Origin of the sequence: Streptomyces sp. CA-179760, assembly GCF_050937045.1 — a bacterium.
Classification (GTDB): Bacteria; Actinomycetota; Actinomycetes; order Streptomycetales; family Streptomycetaceae; genus Streptomyces.
On sequence record NZ_JBNJLZ010000001.1, the window covers coordinates 8,930,177 to 8,944,695 of the forward strand.

Annotated in this window: 14 protein-coding genes and 2 pseudogenes; 5 read left to right on the plus strand and 11 right to left on the minus strand. The window is 72.1% G+C overall.

Annotation, left to right across the window (positions count from 1 at the left end):
• The first annotated feature begins 31 nt into the window (after nucleotides 1-31).
• A pseudogene (locus ACQEV8_RS40390) lies at nucleotides 32-303 on the plus strand (hypothetical protein).
• A gap of 99 nt (nucleotides 304-402) precedes the next feature.
• Here ACQEV8_RS40390 and ACQEV8_RS40395 read toward each other — a convergent pair.
• The 4 genes from ACQEV8_RS40395 to ACQEV8_RS40410 all read right to left on the minus strand — a co-directional run bounded on the left by ACQEV8_RS40395 (nucleotide 403) and on the right by ACQEV8_RS40410 (nucleotide 4,509).
• Nucleotides 403-1,431 (minus strand): SDR family oxidoreductase, encoded by a 1,029-nt coding sequence (locus ACQEV8_RS40395; RefSeq protein WP_432971271.1) that lies wholly within the window; start codon nucleotides 1,429-1,431, stop codon nucleotides 403-405.
• 65 nt (nucleotides 1,432-1,496) lie between these two features.
• Complete coding sequence (locus ACQEV8_RS40400) at nucleotides 1,497-2,711, minus strand: aromatic acid exporter family protein (protein WP_432971274.1); 1,215 nt, start codon at nucleotides 2,709-2,711, stop codon at nucleotides 1,497-1,499.
• A 30-nt stretch (nucleotides 2,712-2,741) separates the two neighbouring features.
• A complete protein-coding gene (locus ACQEV8_RS40405; RefSeq protein WP_432971277.1) occupies nucleotides 2,742-3,428 on the minus strand; it encodes an HAD family hydrolase in 687 nt (228 codons plus the stop codon).
• Between the two features lie 40 nt (nucleotides 3,429-3,468).
• A complete protein-coding gene (locus ACQEV8_RS40410) occupies nucleotides 3,469-4,509 on the minus strand; it encodes a PHP domain-containing protein (RefSeq protein ID WP_432971280.1) in 1,041 nt (346 codons plus the stop codon).
• Between the two features lie 93 nt (nucleotides 4,510-4,602).
• On the opposite strand from ACQEV8_RS40410, the gene ACQEV8_RS40415 reads away from it, so the two are divergent.
• Nucleotides 4,603-4,839 (plus strand): hypothetical protein, encoded by a 237-nt coding sequence (locus tag ACQEV8_RS40415; protein ID WP_432971283.1) that lies wholly within the window; start codon nucleotides 4,603-4,605, stop codon nucleotides 4,837-4,839.
• On the opposite strand, the gene ACQEV8_RS40420 is transcribed toward ACQEV8_RS40415, so the two are convergent.
• The 4 genes from ACQEV8_RS40420 to ACQEV8_RS40435 form a co-directional block, all read right to left on the minus strand.
• Nucleotides 4,836-5,381, minus strand: coding sequence for a VanZ family protein (locus tag ACQEV8_RS40420; protein WP_432971286.1), 546 nt, complete (start codon nucleotides 5,379-5,381; stop codon nucleotides 4,836-4,838). The genes ACQEV8_RS40415 and ACQEV8_RS40420 overlap by 4 nt on opposite strands.
• A gap of 133 nt (nucleotides 5,382-5,514) precedes the next feature.
• Nucleotides 5,515-6,177, minus strand: a complete 663-nt coding sequence (locus ACQEV8_RS40425) for a DUF4230 domain-containing protein (RefSeq protein WP_432971289.1) — start codon at nucleotides 6,175-6,177, stop codon at nucleotides 5,515-5,517.
• Between the two features lie 149 nt (nucleotides 6,178-6,326).
• A complete protein-coding gene (locus ACQEV8_RS40430) occupies nucleotides 6,327-6,707 on the minus strand; it encodes an anti-sigma factor antagonist (protein WP_432971292.1) in 381 nt (126 codons plus the stop codon).
• A 181-nt stretch (nucleotides 6,708-6,888) separates the two neighbouring features.
• Nucleotides 6,889-7,326, minus strand: coding sequence for a MarR family winged helix-turn-helix transcriptional regulator (locus ACQEV8_RS40435; protein WP_432971295.1), 438 nt, complete (start codon nucleotides 7,324-7,326; stop codon nucleotides 6,889-6,891).
• Nucleotides 7,327-7,429: 103 nt separating this feature from the next.
• Here ACQEV8_RS40435 and ACQEV8_RS40440 point away from each other — a divergent pair.
• A pseudogene (locus ACQEV8_RS40440) lies at nucleotides 7,430-8,883 on the plus strand (aldehyde dehydrogenase family protein).
• A 23-nt stretch (nucleotides 8,884-8,906) separates the two neighbouring features.
• Complete coding sequence (locus ACQEV8_RS40445; protein WP_432971298.1) at nucleotides 8,907-10,013, plus strand: NAD(P)-dependent alcohol dehydrogenase; 1,107 nt, start codon at nucleotides 8,907-8,909, stop codon at nucleotides 10,011-10,013.
• 476 nt (nucleotides 10,014-10,489) lie between these two features.
• Here the strand turns inward: ACQEV8_RS40445 and ACQEV8_RS40450 are convergent, their stop codons facing one another.
• The 3 genes from ACQEV8_RS40450 to ACQEV8_RS40460 form a co-directional block, all read right to left on the minus strand.
• Nucleotides 10,490-11,857 carry a cytochrome P450 gene (locus ACQEV8_RS40450; RefSeq protein ID WP_432971301.1) on the minus strand — a complete coding sequence of 456 codons (1,368 nt, stop codon included), beginning with the start codon at nucleotides 11,855-11,857 and terminating at the stop codon, nucleotides 10,490-10,492.
• A 176-nt stretch (nucleotides 11,858-12,033) separates the two neighbouring features.
• Nucleotides 12,034-12,339: a hypothetical protein gene (locus ACQEV8_RS40455; protein ID WP_432971304.1), complete on the minus strand. Its 306-nt coding sequence runs from the start codon at nucleotides 12,337-12,339 to the stop codon at nucleotides 12,034-12,036.
• A gap of 163 nt (nucleotides 12,340-12,502) precedes the next feature.
• Nucleotides 12,503-13,453, minus strand: a complete 951-nt coding sequence (locus ACQEV8_RS40460; protein WP_432971307.1) for an NADP-dependent oxidoreductase — start codon at nucleotides 13,451-13,453, stop codon at nucleotides 12,503-12,505.
• 71 nt (nucleotides 13,454-13,524) lie between these two features.
• Between ACQEV8_RS40460 and ACQEV8_RS40465 the strand changes: the two genes are divergently transcribed.
• Complete coding sequence (locus ACQEV8_RS40465; protein WP_432971310.1) at nucleotides 13,525-14,469, plus strand: GlxA family transcriptional regulator; 945 nt, start codon at nucleotides 13,525-13,527, stop codon at nucleotides 14,467-14,469.
• Nucleotides 14,470-14,519 lie beyond the last annotated feature (50 nt).

Below are 14,519 nucleotides of genomic sequence, written 5' to 3' on the forward strand. Positions count from 1 at the left end.
CGTGGCGCCCGGACCACGAAGGGAGTATGTCGTGACCGACCACCGCCTCGAAGGACCCGGCGAGAACGGTGAGCCCGTCCCGCGGGACATGCCGGACCAGCAGGCCGACACCGGCGAGGACCCGTGGGAGGTCGCCCCGCGCTTCACGGGCACCGGCGGGGACGAGAAGGACGGGAAGGCCCCCGCAGACGAGCCCGACGACGTCCCCGGCACGGACGAGGCGGGGACGGGCCGGCAGGGGAGGCGCCGCAGCAGGGAACGGTGCACCCCGAACATCCGGTGCCGGACGAGCCCGCCGACTGAGCGCCCCGGAGCGCCGATGGCCGCGGCCGACTGTGGGGGCCGGCCGCGGCCATCGGCTGATTGCGGGGAAGGGGGAAGAGGGTCCGGGGTGGCCTGAGGTCAGCCCACCTTGTGTCCCTGCATCGGTTCCGTCGGCGCGCCCGCACCCTGCTGGAGGCCCTGCAGGAACTGCTCCAGCACCTCCGGCGCCGTGTGCTCCGGCCGCCAGCCGAGTTCCCCGCGCGCGCGAGCGCAGTCCATCAGGGGCAGCCGCAGCACCGCGTCGAACAGGTGCGGTGAGGCGGGCAGCAGGCGCAGGCCCCAGGCGGCGGCGATCGCCGAACGGGCCGCGGTGCGCGGCAGCCGCACCGGGCGGGCGCCGAACATCCTGCCCAGGAGCTCCGCGTCGACCGTCGGCTCGGCCGCCAGGTTGAACGCGCCCCGCGCCTCCTCGTGCACCGCCAGCCGGTACGCGTGCGCCGCGTCGTCCGTGTGCAGCGCCTGCAACCGCAGGCCCGCGATGTCGGGAAGGAAGGGCAGCAGCTCCGGACGGGCCGACGGGCCCGGGAGGAAACGCCCGCCGAAGATACGGCGCTGCTCACTCGCGGACTCCCGCCGGAAGAGGAAGGCGGGCCGCATCCGCACCACCCGCGTCCCGGGATGATCGCGCTCGAACGTGTCCAGCGCACGCTCCAGGTAGGCCTTCTCCCGGCAGTACGCGGCGTCCGGCCAGCCGTGCGTCGGCCATGACTCGTCCACCGTCCGGTCCTTGGGACCCGGGGAGTACGCGCCGACCGAAGAGGCGTGCACCAGCGCCGGCACCCCCGCGGCGGCCACCGCCTCGAACACCCGCATGCTGCCGAGCACATTGGTGCGCCAGGTCTTCGCAGGGTCGTGCGTCGGCTGGAACGCCCAGGCCAGATGGACGACCGCGTCGGCCCCCGTGAACCGCTCCACGAGGTCGGACTCCGCGAAGGCCAGATCGACCGCGGACCAGTCCGTCTTCGGCGGCGACCACTCGGGGATCCGCCGGGCCAGGCCCAGCACGGAGGCCACCTCCGGATCCTCGGAGAGAAGGCGCACCAGGCTGGTGCCCACATTGCCTGTGGCGCCCGTGACAACAATCCTCTTGCCCGATCTGCTGCTCACCTTCCGCTCCTCTCGGCCGCATGGTTCCGCCAGCGGTGACCGAGTACCCGGGGGTCACACGGATGTCACCGCTCCCGGTCGTCCGGAACGGTCTCGGCCCACAGGTTCTCCGCCTGGAGCAGCAGCGTGCCCAGCACCGCCGTGTGCGCGGCCCCCTCCCCGGCGTGCCGGCGCAGTTTCTCCTGCAGCTCCTGGTGCAGCTCCCGCATCGCCTCCTCGGTCTCCTTGTCCGGTCGGGGGCGCACACTGCCGTCCAGCAGACTGTCGGCCTCGGTGTGGCAGGCCTCTCCGATCAGGTCCAGCAGACGCGCGTACGCGTCGAGGGCCGGGCCCTCGGGCGGGGCGGGTGTCCGGTTGTCGTCCACGGACACCGCCAGGGCCCGGGTCAGCGCGGTCACGTGCCCGGTGACCCGGCCGAACCGCTCGTCCTCGTCCACCGGCGGCTGGGCACCTCCGTGGGGCACACGGTGCAGGGCATGCAGCGGGCCGTAGGTCAGGCGCAGGCTCTCCTGGCTCCACCGGCGCGCCGAGCGAAGCGCCTCCAGACGGTGGTCCAGCCGGGACGACGAGCTGAGCCAGCCGGCCGCGGTCGCCGCGTCCCACTCGCCCTCGCGCAGATCGGCGGCGACGGTGCGCAGGATGTCGCCCGCCTCCCGGGCGAGGGCCGCCAGGTTCTCCCGTACGTCCCGCAGATGGACCGGCGGCAGGACGAGCGCGTTGACCGCGAGTCCGATGACGGCGCCCAGCGCCGCCTGCCCCACCCGGTGCCCGACACCGGACATGCTCACGGAGCCCGCGGTGAGGGTGAAGAGAGCGGTGGTCGCCGCGTAGATGCCCTGGTCGCCGAAGCGGGACCAGTTCGCGAGCAGCATCAGCACCGGGACGGACAGGGCCAGCGCGCCCGTCGTGTCGCCGGTGAGCGCCTGTGCGGCCGAGGCCAGCACGGTGCCGACGCAGATCGCCCCGAACTGCCGCGCGCCCTGCACCAGCGAGCTGTAGACGGTGGCCTGCACCAGCACCAGTGCCACCCACGGCGCCATCAGCGCCAGCGGGTCTCCCATCCAGACGCCGCCCACCACCCAGGCCAGCACCGCCGCCGCGGCGGCCTTGAGCGACTGGACGACCAGATCGCCTTCCCGCCCGGGCCCCTTCCAGGCGGCTCGCAGGGCGTCCCAGGCTGCTCGTGCCTCCCGCCGCACGGTGTCCACCGGCCGGGTACCGCGGATTCTCCGCTCCAGCACGCGGATCCCTTCCCGCCCCGTACCGCCCGCTCGCGTCATGCGCTGCGAGTATCCGCGTGACCGGGGGTTTCACTCCGTCTCATGCCGGCCTCGTGCCAGCGGGCTGCCGCGGAGGGAGGACAGCAGGTGCGCGGGGTCGGCGTAGACCGCGTCCGCGCCGGACTTCTCCAGGTCGGTGCGCGGGATGCCGCCGCACAGCAGACCCACACAGCGCACCCCGGCGCGGCTGCCCGCGAGCATGTCCCACACGGTGTCGCCGACGAAGACCGCCCGCTCCGCCGGCACCCCGGCCAGCTCCAGCGCGTGCTCGACGGGCTCGGGCGACGGCTTGCCCTCGTCGACGTCGTCGGCGCTCGCCGTGGCGGTGATGGCGTCGTCCGCGTCGATGGCCCGGCGCAGCGCGCTCAGCTCGGCGCCACCCGCCGAGGTGGCCAGCACCACCGCCCAGCCCTCCCGGTGCAGCCGTCGCAGCAGCGCCCCAGCCCCGGGCAGCGCGGGCAGCCGGGCGAAGTACTGCCCGTACAGCGCCTTGTGGGCGGCGCTGATACCGGCGTCCTGGTCCTTGTCGCGGCTGTCTCCCAGCAGGTGGGCGACGAGGTCGGTGGAGGGCAGGCCCACGGCACGGTGAACGGCGTGCATGGGCACCTGGTGGCCCGCCTGCCGCAACGCCTCCCACCACGCCACGACGTGCAGATGGTTGGTGTCGACCAGCGTGCCGTCGACATCGAAAACGGCCGCCCGTTCGGCGCTGCCCATGAGTGCGGTCCCTTCCTCTCCGGCTCGCCCGGGTACCACGTCAGCCGCCCGCCACGCCGGACGGCACCCGCCGCTCACGAGTCCAGGCCAGCAGTTCCTGAAGGGACCACGTCGTCACCACACGCTCCGGCGGCACCCCGCACTCCTCCGCCCGCGCGCACCCGTTGATCTGCCAGTCCAGCTGCCCCGGCGCATGCGCGTCGGTGTCGACGGAGAACAGCACCCCGGCGTCCACGGCCCGGCGCAGCAGCCGCCGCGGCGGGTCGAGCCGCTCCGGTCTGCTGTTGATCTCCAGGGCGGTGCCGGTCTCCGCGCACGCCGCGAACACCTCGTCCGCGTCGAACTCCGACTCTGGCCGCCCCCGCCCGGTCACCAGCCGTCCCGTGCAGTGCCCGAGCACGTCGGAGTGCGGATCACGGACGGCGGCCACCATCCGCCGGGTCATCGGCCGGGCGTCCATCCGCAGCTTGGAGTGCACCGACACCACCACGACGTCGAGCCGGTCCAGCAGCTCGGGCTCCTGGTCGAGCGAGCCGTCCTCGAGGATGTCGCACTCGATGCCGGTCAGCAGCCGGAACGGCGCCCAGGTCTCGTTCAGCTCCGCCACCACGTCCAGCTGCTCCCGCAGCCTCTCGGCCGTGAGGCCACGCGCCACCGTCAGCCGCGGCGAGTGGTCCGTCAGCGCCGCCCACTCGTGGCCCAGCGCCGCCGCGGCCCGGCCCATCTCCTCGATCGGGCTGCCGCCGTCCGACCAGTCGGAATGCAGATGGCAGTCCCCGCGCAACAGCTCCCGCAGCCGCTCGCCGCCCCGCACGGCGGGCCGCTCCGTCGCCTCGCCCTCCAGCGTATGCAGATAGCCGGGCTCCTCCCCGGCCAGCGCCTCCCGCACCACCTGCGCGGTCTTCGGACCCACGCCCTTGAGCGACTCCAGCGAACCGTCCGCCGCCCGTCGGTGCACTTCCTCGTCGCCCAGCTCCTTGAGCACCCGGGACGCCGTACGGAAGGCGCGCACGCGGTACGTCGGTGCCAGGGACCGCTCCAGCAGGAAGGCGATCCGGTCCAGTGCCTCGACAGGGTCCATCGCCACCTCCACCTCAAGGGTTCCCCAACGCACGGCGGGCCGCACGACGGACTGGACCCCGCGCTGTCGCCGGTTGCGCTCTACTCTCGAGGCATGACCGAAAGCGCGAGCCCGTACATGTCCCACCCGCGGATCATGGTGCTCGGGGTGCAGCCGGGCACACCGCCGTTCCGGATCGTGGAGATCGACGGCCAGGTGGTCGGGGAGGCCAGGGCCGCCACCGACGTCCTGACGGCCGCGGCCGCGTTCGGCATCACGGTCCACGACATGGACGACCCGGACGTGGTCCGCTGGGTGGGCGGAGACAAGTACACCTGGACCTTGCACTAAGCCTTCTCGGCCGACGGCTTCCGGTCCGCCCGGCCGCGCCGGGGTCCGCGCGCGTGGACCGCCCGGCTCAGACGGCGGCCCAGGAGCAGGTAGCCGATCAGCGCGCCCGTCGTGTTGAGGATGACGTCGTCGATGTCGAAGGCGCGGCCCGTGACCAGGGCGCCCTGGGCGAACTCCACCAGCAGCATCACGATCGCTGTCATCAGCAGGACGCGCAGGATGCCGCGCGTGCGCGGCGCGACGACGGGCACGAGGATGCCGAAGGGAACGCCGAGCAGGATGTTGCCGCCGATCTGCCGGACGGCGTCCCGCAGTTCCGGCTGGTCGAGATAGGCCTCAAGGGAGTCGCCGGGCCTCAGGTTGGTGTGGGTCAGTGCCTCCGAGGCGGGCGAGGGCTGCAGGGTCAGCCGCGCCAGCACCACCGCGAAGGCGACCATGAACGTGAAGGCACACAGCGTCGCCAGCAGCCGGACGGGCAGCGGGAGTGGACGTCGCTCGCTTCCGGACCCGACGGTACGGGGACGTGAGGCTGCACTGGCCATACGCTCCTCCACTCTTCAACTTCCCTGGGTGACAGGGCGGATACCCGCGGGCGCGGTGACGATGCCGCCGGGATTCGTTCCCAGCGACTGTTGCCCGCGTTCCGCCGGGGCACTCCGCCCTGTCCGGGGTGGGTCAGTTCCCGTACGACACGCGCACCTCCTTGAAGCCCAGGGAGCGCAGCAGACCTTCGAGCATGCCGGTGGCGTTCTTCTCGGCGCGTGCGGTCAGCTCGCTCTCCTTCGCGGCGTCGCCGATGTGCCGTACCGCGAGTTTCTGCACGGCCTGTTCGCCGTTGGGGTTGTCCGAGAAGAGGTCGCCGAGGCGGTCGAAGAGTCCGCGCTGCTTGGAGACGGCGTAGGAGCGGTCGGGGTCGAGGGCCGGCTTGCCCAGTCGCGCGTGGGGCAGCCGGAGCGTGGCGGACGTACGGTCGCCGTTGACCTTCACGTCGTTCTCGCCGACCTTGCCCAGGTCGACGTAGGCGTCCACGGTCCCTGCTCCGACATACAGGGTGCGGGTGCCGCGGATCGCGTCGGGCAGGAGCCTGGCGTCCTTCTCCAGGTCCACGACGACCTGGAAGTTGCCGGAGGCGGCGTCGTACCGGCTGATGTCCTGGATGGACTTCAGCAGCGCGGGGCCGGACCGGTCGTGGGTGTCGGTGCCGAACAGGTCCTTCAGGCCCGGGATCACGCTGAGCCGGATCCCGGCGAAGAACACGACGAGCACCAGCACGAGCGCGGCCACCACCTTGGCCCAGCCGGGCATGCGCCTGGGGAGGCGCTTGACGGGAGTCGTCATGCGACGGCCCTCCTTCCTACTGTCCGGATGCCCGCCACATCCCCTGCCAGACCGGCCGGTTGAGGATGGGACGACTTCGGCGGAAGCACGAGAGGGCGCACACGGACAGGAAAGGACGTACGGAGGGACGGACGGTGTGCGCCCGGGCGTCACACCGAGCCGGACGTGGCCTCCGGCTGTTCCAGGGCCGCGTCCAGGGTCGGCTGCGGCGGCAGCAGCCGGGACAGGCCGGTGAGGCGCAGCACCCGCAGGGTCAGGGGGTGGGCGCAGACGAGGACCAGGTGCCCCTCCCGGTCGAGGACCCGGCTCCTGGCCCGGTAGAGCAGCCGCAGGCCCGAGCAGTCGAAGAACTCGATCCGGCTGAGGTCGATCACGACCCGGGCGGCGCGGCGGTTCGTCTCCCGGTCCAGGTGCGGGGCGATCTCCGTGGCCGCGGCGAGGTCGATCTCGCCGCGGAACTCCAGCACGGTGTGCCCCTGTTCCTGGCGGACGCGCAGATGCCGGGTGAGCGGTGCAGGTTCCTGCCGCACGACGAGATCGCCTCCAGCTTGCTCCGTGCGTGGGGAGGGGCCACGGCCTCAAAACCGTTCCCCGCCCCGCAAGTTACCCTCCAACGAGTGAATTTGAGCATGTTCGATTGACATATGTCTCTGAATTGCAGGCGAGTTGGCCGAGGTTCGCGCGGGGGAGTGTGCGGGCGTGCGCTCGGGGCTACGACAGGGCGTGCCAGGCCTTGATGAGGGCCTGGCGGAACTGCTCGGTCTGGTGTGCCGTGAGGTCGCGCACCATCCGCTCCTCCAGCTCCCGGACCGGCCCGGCATGCCGGGCGAGCAGCTCCCGGGCGTCCTCGGTGAGCAGGATCAGCAGCTCCCGGCGGTTGCGGGGATTGCGCTCCCGGCGCACCAGCCCGCGGCCCTCCAGTGAGCGGACGAGATCGGCGATGGACTGCGCGGTGACGAAGGAGTCGCGCGCCAGCTGGGCCGCCGACAGTCCGTCGTGTCGCTCCAGGACGGTCAGCGCGGTGTACTGAAGAGCGGTGATTCCAGAAGGCCTGACCAGCTCGTCCAGGTGGGAGCGCACGACGAGCTCCACCTGCTTGACCATGTAGAGCAGGGAAGGGGGCGCCTTGGTCACCTGTGTGTCGAGCATGGATGCAGGCTAGAGCATTGACAGGAAACCTGTCTGTAAAGAGACTGCGAACCAACAGGAATCCTGTTTGTTGAAAATTTGGCGACGACGCTGGGGAGCGGCGATGACCACCTTCGAGAGGGAACCCGGACAGCTGTTCATCGGGGGCCAGTGGCGCGAGGCCGCCGACGGGGCGCGCACCGAGGTGGTCGACCCGTCCCGGGGCACGGTCGTCACCACCGTCGCGGAGGCCGGTCCCGCGGATGTCGACGCGGCCGTACGCGCCGCCCGCGAGGCCCACGACGACGGCGCCTGGTCGGGACTGAGCGGCCGCGAGCGCGGCCGGGTGCTGCACCGCGTCGCCCAGCTCATCCGCGAGAACGCCGACGAGCTCGCCGCCCTGGAGAGCCTCGACGTCGGCAAGCCGATCACCCTGTGCGGCGCGGTCGACGTGACGAACGCGGCCAACGACTACGAGTACTTCGCGAACCTCGCCCAGAGCCAGGACGGCGCCCTGCGCGACACCCCATGAACGCCCTCGCCTACACCAGGCGCGAGCCCCTCGGTGTGGTCGCCGCGATCACCCCGTTCAACTTCCCGCTGATCCTTGCCGGCTCCAAGCTCGGCCCCGCGCTCGCGGCCGGCAACACCGTCGTCCACAAGCCCGCCGACGAGACCCCGCTCAGCGCCCTGTACATGGCCCGGCTCCTCCAGGAGGCCGGCGTGCCGGACGGCGTGGTCAACGTCGTGACTGGCAGCGGACCCGTGGCCGGCGAGGCGCTGCTGCGCCACCGCGGTGTCGACAAGATCGCCTTCACCGGCTCCACCGCGATCGGCCGGCACGTCGCGAGCGTCGCCGGCGAGGCGCTCAAGCCCGTCACCATGGAGCTGGGCGGGAACGCGGCCCACATCGTCTTCGAGGACGCCGACCTGGAGAAGGCGGTCGGCTCGGTCATCAAGGGCTTCGTCTTCAACACCGGCCAGTTCTGCATGGGCGGCCCGCGCCTGCTGGTGGCCCGCTCGGTGTACCCGACGCTGCTCGGCATCCTCGCCGAGGCCGTACCAGGCGTGCCGATCGGCGACCCGCGCGACCCGGCCACCGTCATCGGCCCGATGGCGGCCGAGAAGCACCTGAAGAAGGTCGAGGAGTACGTCGCGCTGGCCCGCAAGGAGGGCGCCCGCGTCGTCTGCGGCGGTGAGCGGCTCGACCTCGACGGCGGCTACTACTACCAGCCCACCGTCATCGCCGACCTGTCGAACGACTCCCGCGTGATCCAGGAGGAGATCTTCGGCCCCGTCCTCACCGTGCAGCCCTTCGACGACGAGGACGAGGCGGTCGCCCTCGCCAACTCCACGCCCTACGGCCTGGCCTCGGGCGTCCAGACCAGCCACCTCGCCCGCGCCCACCGGGTCGCCGACCGGCTCCAGGCCGGCATCGTCTGGATCAACGACTGGGCGATGCTCGACCCCGCCGTGCCCTTCGGCGGTGTGAAGGACTCCGGCTACGGCCGTGAGTACGGGCCCGAGGCCCTCGCCAGTTACACCAAGGTCAAGTCCGTCGTCGTCTCGCTCGACTGAGACACCGTCAAGGAGCTCTTGCGATGCCCACCACCACCCGTGCCGCGGTCGTCGAGTCCGGCGGCGCGCCCTTCACCCTCTCCGACGTAGTCCTCGACGAACCGGGCCCCCACGAGGCGCTGGTCCGCATGGTCGCCACCGGCCTGTGCCACACCGACCTCGGGGTGGCGAGCGGCGGACTGCCCTTCCCGCTGCCCGGGGTCCTCGGCCACGAGGGCGCGGGCGTCGTCGAGGCCGTCGGCCCCGCCGTCACCGGCGTCGCGCCCGGCGACCATGTCCTGCTCTCCTTCACCTCCTGCGGCGACTGCCGCAACTGCCGCGGTGGGCACCCCGCGTACTGCGCGACCTGGCTGCCGTTGAACCTGCTCGGCGGCAGCCGGGCCGACGGGTCCAACACCATCAGCCGGGACGGCGAGGCCCTGGGCGGCCACTTCTTCGGCCAGTCCTCCTTCGCCGAGCGGGCGCTGGCCGACGAGCGCAGCCTGGTCAAGGTCGATCCCACCGTGCCGCTGGAGTCGATCGCCCCGCTGGGGTGCGGCGTCCAGACCGGTGTGGGCGCCGTCTGGAACGTGCTGAAGCCCGACACGGGCAGCACGGTCGTCGTCCTGGGCGCCGGGGCGGTGGGCCTGTCGGCCGTGATGGCGGCGGCCCTCACCCCGGCCACCAGGATCGTCGCCGTCGACCGGGTAGCCGAACGCCTCTCCCTGGCCACGGAGCTGGGCGCCACGCAGACCGTCGACACCAGCCGGGAGGACCTCGCCGAGGCCCTCGCCGGCATCACGGGCGGCCAGGGCGCGGACGGTGTCGTGGAGACCACGGGCAACGTCGGCGTCCTGCGCCAGGGCGTCGACGCGCTCGCCGCCCGCGGCACCCTGGTCGTGGTCGGCGCCCCGCCCTTCGGCACCGAGGTCGCCCTGGACGTCAACGGCCTGCTCGGCGGCAAGCGGATCGTCGGTCTCACCCTCGGCGACAGCGAGACCCAGACCATGATCCCCGCCCTGGTTCGCCTGGTGAAGGAGGGCCGGCTGCCGCTGCACCGCCTGATCAGCACCTATCCCTTCGGGGACATCGACCGGGCGGTCCAGGACATGAGGTCGGGCAAGACGATCAAGCCGGTTCTGACGTTCTGACACCGGCGACCGAGCCGGGCACGTCGGCCGCCGGCCCCGTCGGCCGGGCTGTGACCGGGGGGCCGGGTGGCCGGTGCGGGTCTGGACGGTGGCCGGGCGGGACCTGATGGTTCGCCCCTTCCCGCCGGTCCGCCGACTTGTCGACAGGGGTACGGGCAGGGCGTGGCCCGAGGCGCGGCGGCCGGATGGTTCGGGAGCTACCGGGCCGGGGCCTCCCTGGCTGCCGCACGCCGGTCTGCCCCGACGGCCCGGCCCGTGCTGGAGGGCGTCAAGGTGCGTGGCCCGGTCGGCCGCCCGCGCACCCGGCCCGGCGCCGTCGCCGCGGGCAAGGTCACTCCTCCCGCGTCAACCGTGCCCACCTGCGGCGACGCCGCATCCGCGGTGTCGTTCCGGAGAAGGCCGACCAGGCCTCCAACCGCAAGCCGTGATCTGGATCCGCAGCCTCCGGCCAACGTGATCCAAACCTGGAACAGGCCCTAGAGACCGCCCCCGGCTCGGGGACGGTTGCGGCGGCGGGCCGTCATCCGCAGCGTGTGCGGCCGTACGGTGAGCCGGGCGACCTGGCGGATGACCTGGCCCTCGACGAGTTCCAGCCGTACCGAACGCAGCATCGTCGCGAGCGCCGTGACCATCTCGGTGAGGGCGAGACGGTCCCCCATGCACTTGTGCTTGCCGTCCCCGAAGGGCAGGAACGCGCCCGGCGGAGGTTCCTGCGCGGGGTCGGTCCACCGGTCAGGGGCGAAGGTGTCCGGGTCGGGGAAGCGCTCGGGGTCGCGGTGCAGGGCGTGCTGGCAGTAGGCCAGTTCGGTGCCGGCGGGCAGAGTCCACTCGCCGAGCCGGGTCTCCTCGGTGGTGCGGCGGGTGACCAGCCAGCCGGGGTGGTGCAGCCGCAGGGTCTCGGTGATGACCCGGTTCAGGTACGGCAGCCGGGTCACGTCGTCGAAGGCGACCGGCCGTTCGCCGAGGACCTCGTCCAGCTCAGCCAGGACCCGGGCCTCGATGTCGGGGTTGCGGGCGAGTTCGTACAGGGCCCAGGAGAGCACCGACGCGGTGGTCTCGGTGCCCGCGACGGCCAGGGTGAGGATCTCGGAGCAGATCTGATGCCCGGTCAGCGGCTCGCCGGTCTCCTCGTCGATGGCGCGCAGCAGCATGGAGAGCATGTCCCCGGTGTCGTGCCCGGAGGCCTGCAGTTCGTCGACGGCGGTGTTGATGGTGGCCCGTACACCGGCCCGGGCCCGGTCGAAGCGGCGATTGAAGGGCAGCGGCAGGCGCTCGGCCCAGTCGGGCACCATGATGCGCACACCGACGTCGTTCAGCACCACGGACAGGTCGCTGCGCAGCCGGCGGAAGACGGCGTCGTCGAGGCTGCCGGCGAACACCGTCTTGGCCAGCATGTCGAGGCTGAGCCCGACCATCGCCTCGCGTACGTCGAGGGCCTGCCCGGGCTCCCAGTTGTCGACCGTGGCCGTCACCTCGGCACGCATGATGTCGACGTACCGGCTGATCTCGCTGTGGGCGAACGCTGGTTGCACCTGGCGGCGTTTGCGTACGTGGGTCCGGCCGGTGGCGGTGACGACACTGTCGCCCAGCAGCTGGCCCAGCTTGTCGTAGAGCCGGCCCTTGTCGAGGGTGGGCCCCAGGGCCTTGAGCATCTGGTGGATCAGGGCCGGGTCCTGGACCACGATGGTGCGTGTCCCGGGTTGCAGGACGATCTCGACAAGTGGTTCTCGTGTCTCGCGCAACGAGTCGATGAAGCCGAGGTTGTCGCGCATTTTCAGAGTGTGGCCGATGAACGGAAACGATCCTGCAGCTCGAGGTATGGGGGGAGGTGCAGGGGACGTCACGGGTCATCACCTCACGGCAGTCATGGGCTAATGGGCGCCCCTATGACTTCCCTGAACCTTCCCAAGCGCAATCCTGACATGAACGTGTCCTGCGCCACGTGGCGATCTGGTTGGGAGGGGGGGAGGAGCCCTCTTTCGTCTCCGGCTTCGACGGCATCCAGCTGAGCCTGACCCAGTCATTCCGTTTTGGCCCGGCCCTCGCCGCCGAAGCCAACAGATGGCCAGCCGTCGTTGAATTCCCCTGCGGCCACCCCGATGCCGTGCTGTGCCGGTCCCATGCCGGCGCCATTCGCGAAGTGCTCCGCACGCTGGAGGGGGCCAAGCGCGTCGCGATGGCCGGCGGCAGAAAGGACCCCGCCGAGAACAGCGGGATGCCTGCCATCGACCTTGGCGAAGCCCGCCTCGCCTACGTAGCTGTTACCCGCGCCCGTCAGCGACTCGACCTCGGCGGCCTGTCCTGGATCAACAACTACCCAAGCCACTCGGCTCCCGCGGCGCCCTCTTCCCGCAACCCGGTCGACGCCCAGCCATCGGCGTGGGATCGGCTCGGACCTCCACCTGGCCGGCGCGTCCTCCTTCGGCCTCCCACGACAAGCCCGATCACGCCCCGCACAGGCCGGGGAAAGGTGTGCCCGCCCAGCCCGGCTACTCGTTCACCAGCACCAGCTTCCCCGTAGTGCGCCCGGTGTCGCCCAGCGTGTGCGCCTCCGCGGCAGCGGCCAGCGGGAAGGTGCCCGCGATCGTGGCGCGGAGCTTGCCCGCCTCGGCGAGTTCCGCGATCGCCCGCATGTCGCTGCGGTCGGCGTCGACGAGCATGCGGAGCCCCCGTACGCCGAGCCGCTCGGCCTCCTCGTGGAACTCGTTCGAGCCGCCCGGGAGGATCGAGACCACGACACCGCCGGGGCGCAGGACGCGCAGTGAGCGCACGGCGTTGTCGCCGCCGATCGTGTCCAGGACGACGTCGACGTCCTTCACGGCCTCGGTGAAATCCGTCTCCCGGTAGTCCACCGTCTCGTCCACGCCGATCCCGCGCAGGAACTCGTGCTTGCTCGCGCTCGCGGTGCCGATCACGTACGCGCCCCGCGCCTTGGCGATCTGCACCGCCACATGCCCGACCCCGCCCGCGGCGGCGTGGATCAGCACCCGCTGCCCGGGCCGCACGTCCGCGTGCTCGACCAGCGCCTGCCACGCGGTGAGCGAGACCAGCGGCAGCGCACCCGCCTGGACGTGGTCGAGGCCGGCCGGCTTGCGGGTGAGGGCGCGGACCGGAGCGATGACGTACTCCGCGTGCGAGCCGTGCCCGTACGGATACGGCAGCATGCCGAAGACCTCGTCACCGGGCGCGAAGGCCACGACGCCGATGCCGACCGCCTCCACCACCCCGGAGACGTCCCAGCCGAGGACGAAGGGCGCGTCCCCCAGGAAGCCGCCGGTCGCGCGGTGCTTCCAGTCGGTCGGATTGACCCCGGCGGCCCGCACCCGGACCAGCACCTGGTTGGGCCCCGGTGCCGGGCGCTCGAATTCGACTTCCTTGAGGACCTCGGGACCGCCGAGGACGTCCTGGCTGATGGCTCGCATCGTGTTCTGTGTGCTCATGGTGATCAAGCGTGCCGGTCCGCGCCCCGCTCGCCAATGGCAAGATTGCCAACCTTCGATAGGATCGTGCCATGCGACGCGAACGAGTGGTGGTCCTGGCCCTGGACGGGGTGTACCCCTTCGAGCTGGGCATCCCCAGCCGGATCCTCGGCGCCGCCGACGGCCGGTACGAGGTGCTGACCTGCTCGGTCGACGGTGGCCCGGTGCGCACCAACGCGGACTTCGGCGTCACCGTGGAGCACGGCCCCGAGATCCTGGCCACGGCCGGCACGGTGGTGATCGCGCCCGTCGCACCGGACCGTCTGACCGACGAGGTGCCGGGCGAGGTCCTCGCCGCCCTCGCGCTCATCCGGCCCGGCACGCGCATCGTCTCCATCTGCACCGGCGCCTTCGTCCTCGCCGCCGCAGGGCTCCTCGACGGGCGCCGGGCGACCACCCACTGGCAGGTCGCCGACCGGTTCCGGCGCATGTTCCCGCTCGTCGACCTCGACCCGGACGTGCTGTTCGTCGACGACCACCCCTTCCTCACCTCGGCCGGAGCCGCGTCCGGTGTGGACATCTGCCTGCACCTGGTCCGCAAGGACCACGGCAGCCGGCTGGCCAACACCGTCGCGCGCCGCTGCGTGGTCCCGCCGTTCCGGGACGGCGGCCAGGCCCAGTACATCGAACAGCCCGTCCCCGAACAGGGCGCCGCGAGCACCGCCGCCACCCGCGCCTGGATCCTGGAGCGCCTCGGCGAACCACTCACCCTGGCCGACCTCGCCGGCCACGCCCGGATGAGCCGGCGCACCTTCGCGCGCCGCTTCCAGGGCGAGGTGGGCCTCAGCCCCGGCCGCTGGCTGATCCAGCAGCGCCTGGCCCGGGCCAGGCACCTGCTGGAGTCCAGCGACCTCACGGTGGACCAGATCGCCGGCCGGGTCGGCTTCGCGACCGGCGCGTCCCTGCGCCAGCATCTCCACGCGGCGATCGGGGTGTCCCCGCAGGCGTACCGCCGCACCTTCCAGACCGCTCGCTGACCCGCCCGCGGTCCTGTGCGCGGCCAACTCCCGAAGCCAGCAAAGGTATT

What these genes read in the sequence shown, in the direction of transcription:
- ACQEV8_RS40400 (WP_432971274.1), bottom strand. Translation starts at nt 2,711, where the DNA reads ATGACGCGAGCGGGCGGTACGGGGCGGGAAGGGATCCGCGTGCTGGAG.
- ACQEV8_RS40405 (WP_432971277.1), bottom strand. Translation starts at nt 3,428, where the DNA reads ATGGGCAGCGCCGAACGGGCGGCCGTTTTCGATGTCGACGGCACGCTG.
- ACQEV8_RS40410 (WP_432971280.1), bottom strand. Translation starts at nt 4,509, where the DNA reads ATGGACCCTGTCGAGGCACTGGACCGGATCGCCTTCCTGCTGGAGCGG.
- ACQEV8_RS40415 (WP_432971283.1), top strand. Translation starts at nt 4,603, where the DNA reads ATGACCGAAAGCGCGAGCCCGTACATGTCCCACCCGCGGATCATGGTG.
- ACQEV8_RS40420 (WP_432971286.1), bottom strand. Translation starts at nt 5,381, where the DNA reads ATGGCCAGTGCAGCCTCACGTCCCCGTACCGTCGGGTCCGGAAGCGAG.
- ACQEV8_RS40425 (WP_432971289.1), bottom strand. Translation starts at nt 6,177, where the DNA reads ATGACGACTCCCGTCAAGCGCCTCCCCAGGCGCATGCCCGGCTGGGCC.
- ACQEV8_RS40435 (WP_432971295.1), bottom strand. Translation starts at nt 7,326, where the DNA reads ATGCTCGACACACAGGTGACCAAGGCGCCCCCTTCCCTGCTCTACATG.
- ACQEV8_RS40445 (WP_432971298.1), top strand. Translation starts at nt 8,907, where the DNA reads ATGCCCACCACCACCCGTGCCGCGGTCGTCGAGTCCGGCGGCGCGCCC.
- ACQEV8_RS40460 (WP_432971307.1), bottom strand. Translation starts at nt 13,453, where the DNA reads ATGAGCACACAGAACACGATGCGAGCCATCAGCCAGGACGTCCTCGGC.
- ACQEV8_RS40465 (WP_432971310.1), top strand. Translation starts at nt 13,525, where the DNA reads ATGCGACGCGAACGAGTGGTGGTCCTGGCCCTGGACGGGGTGTACCCC.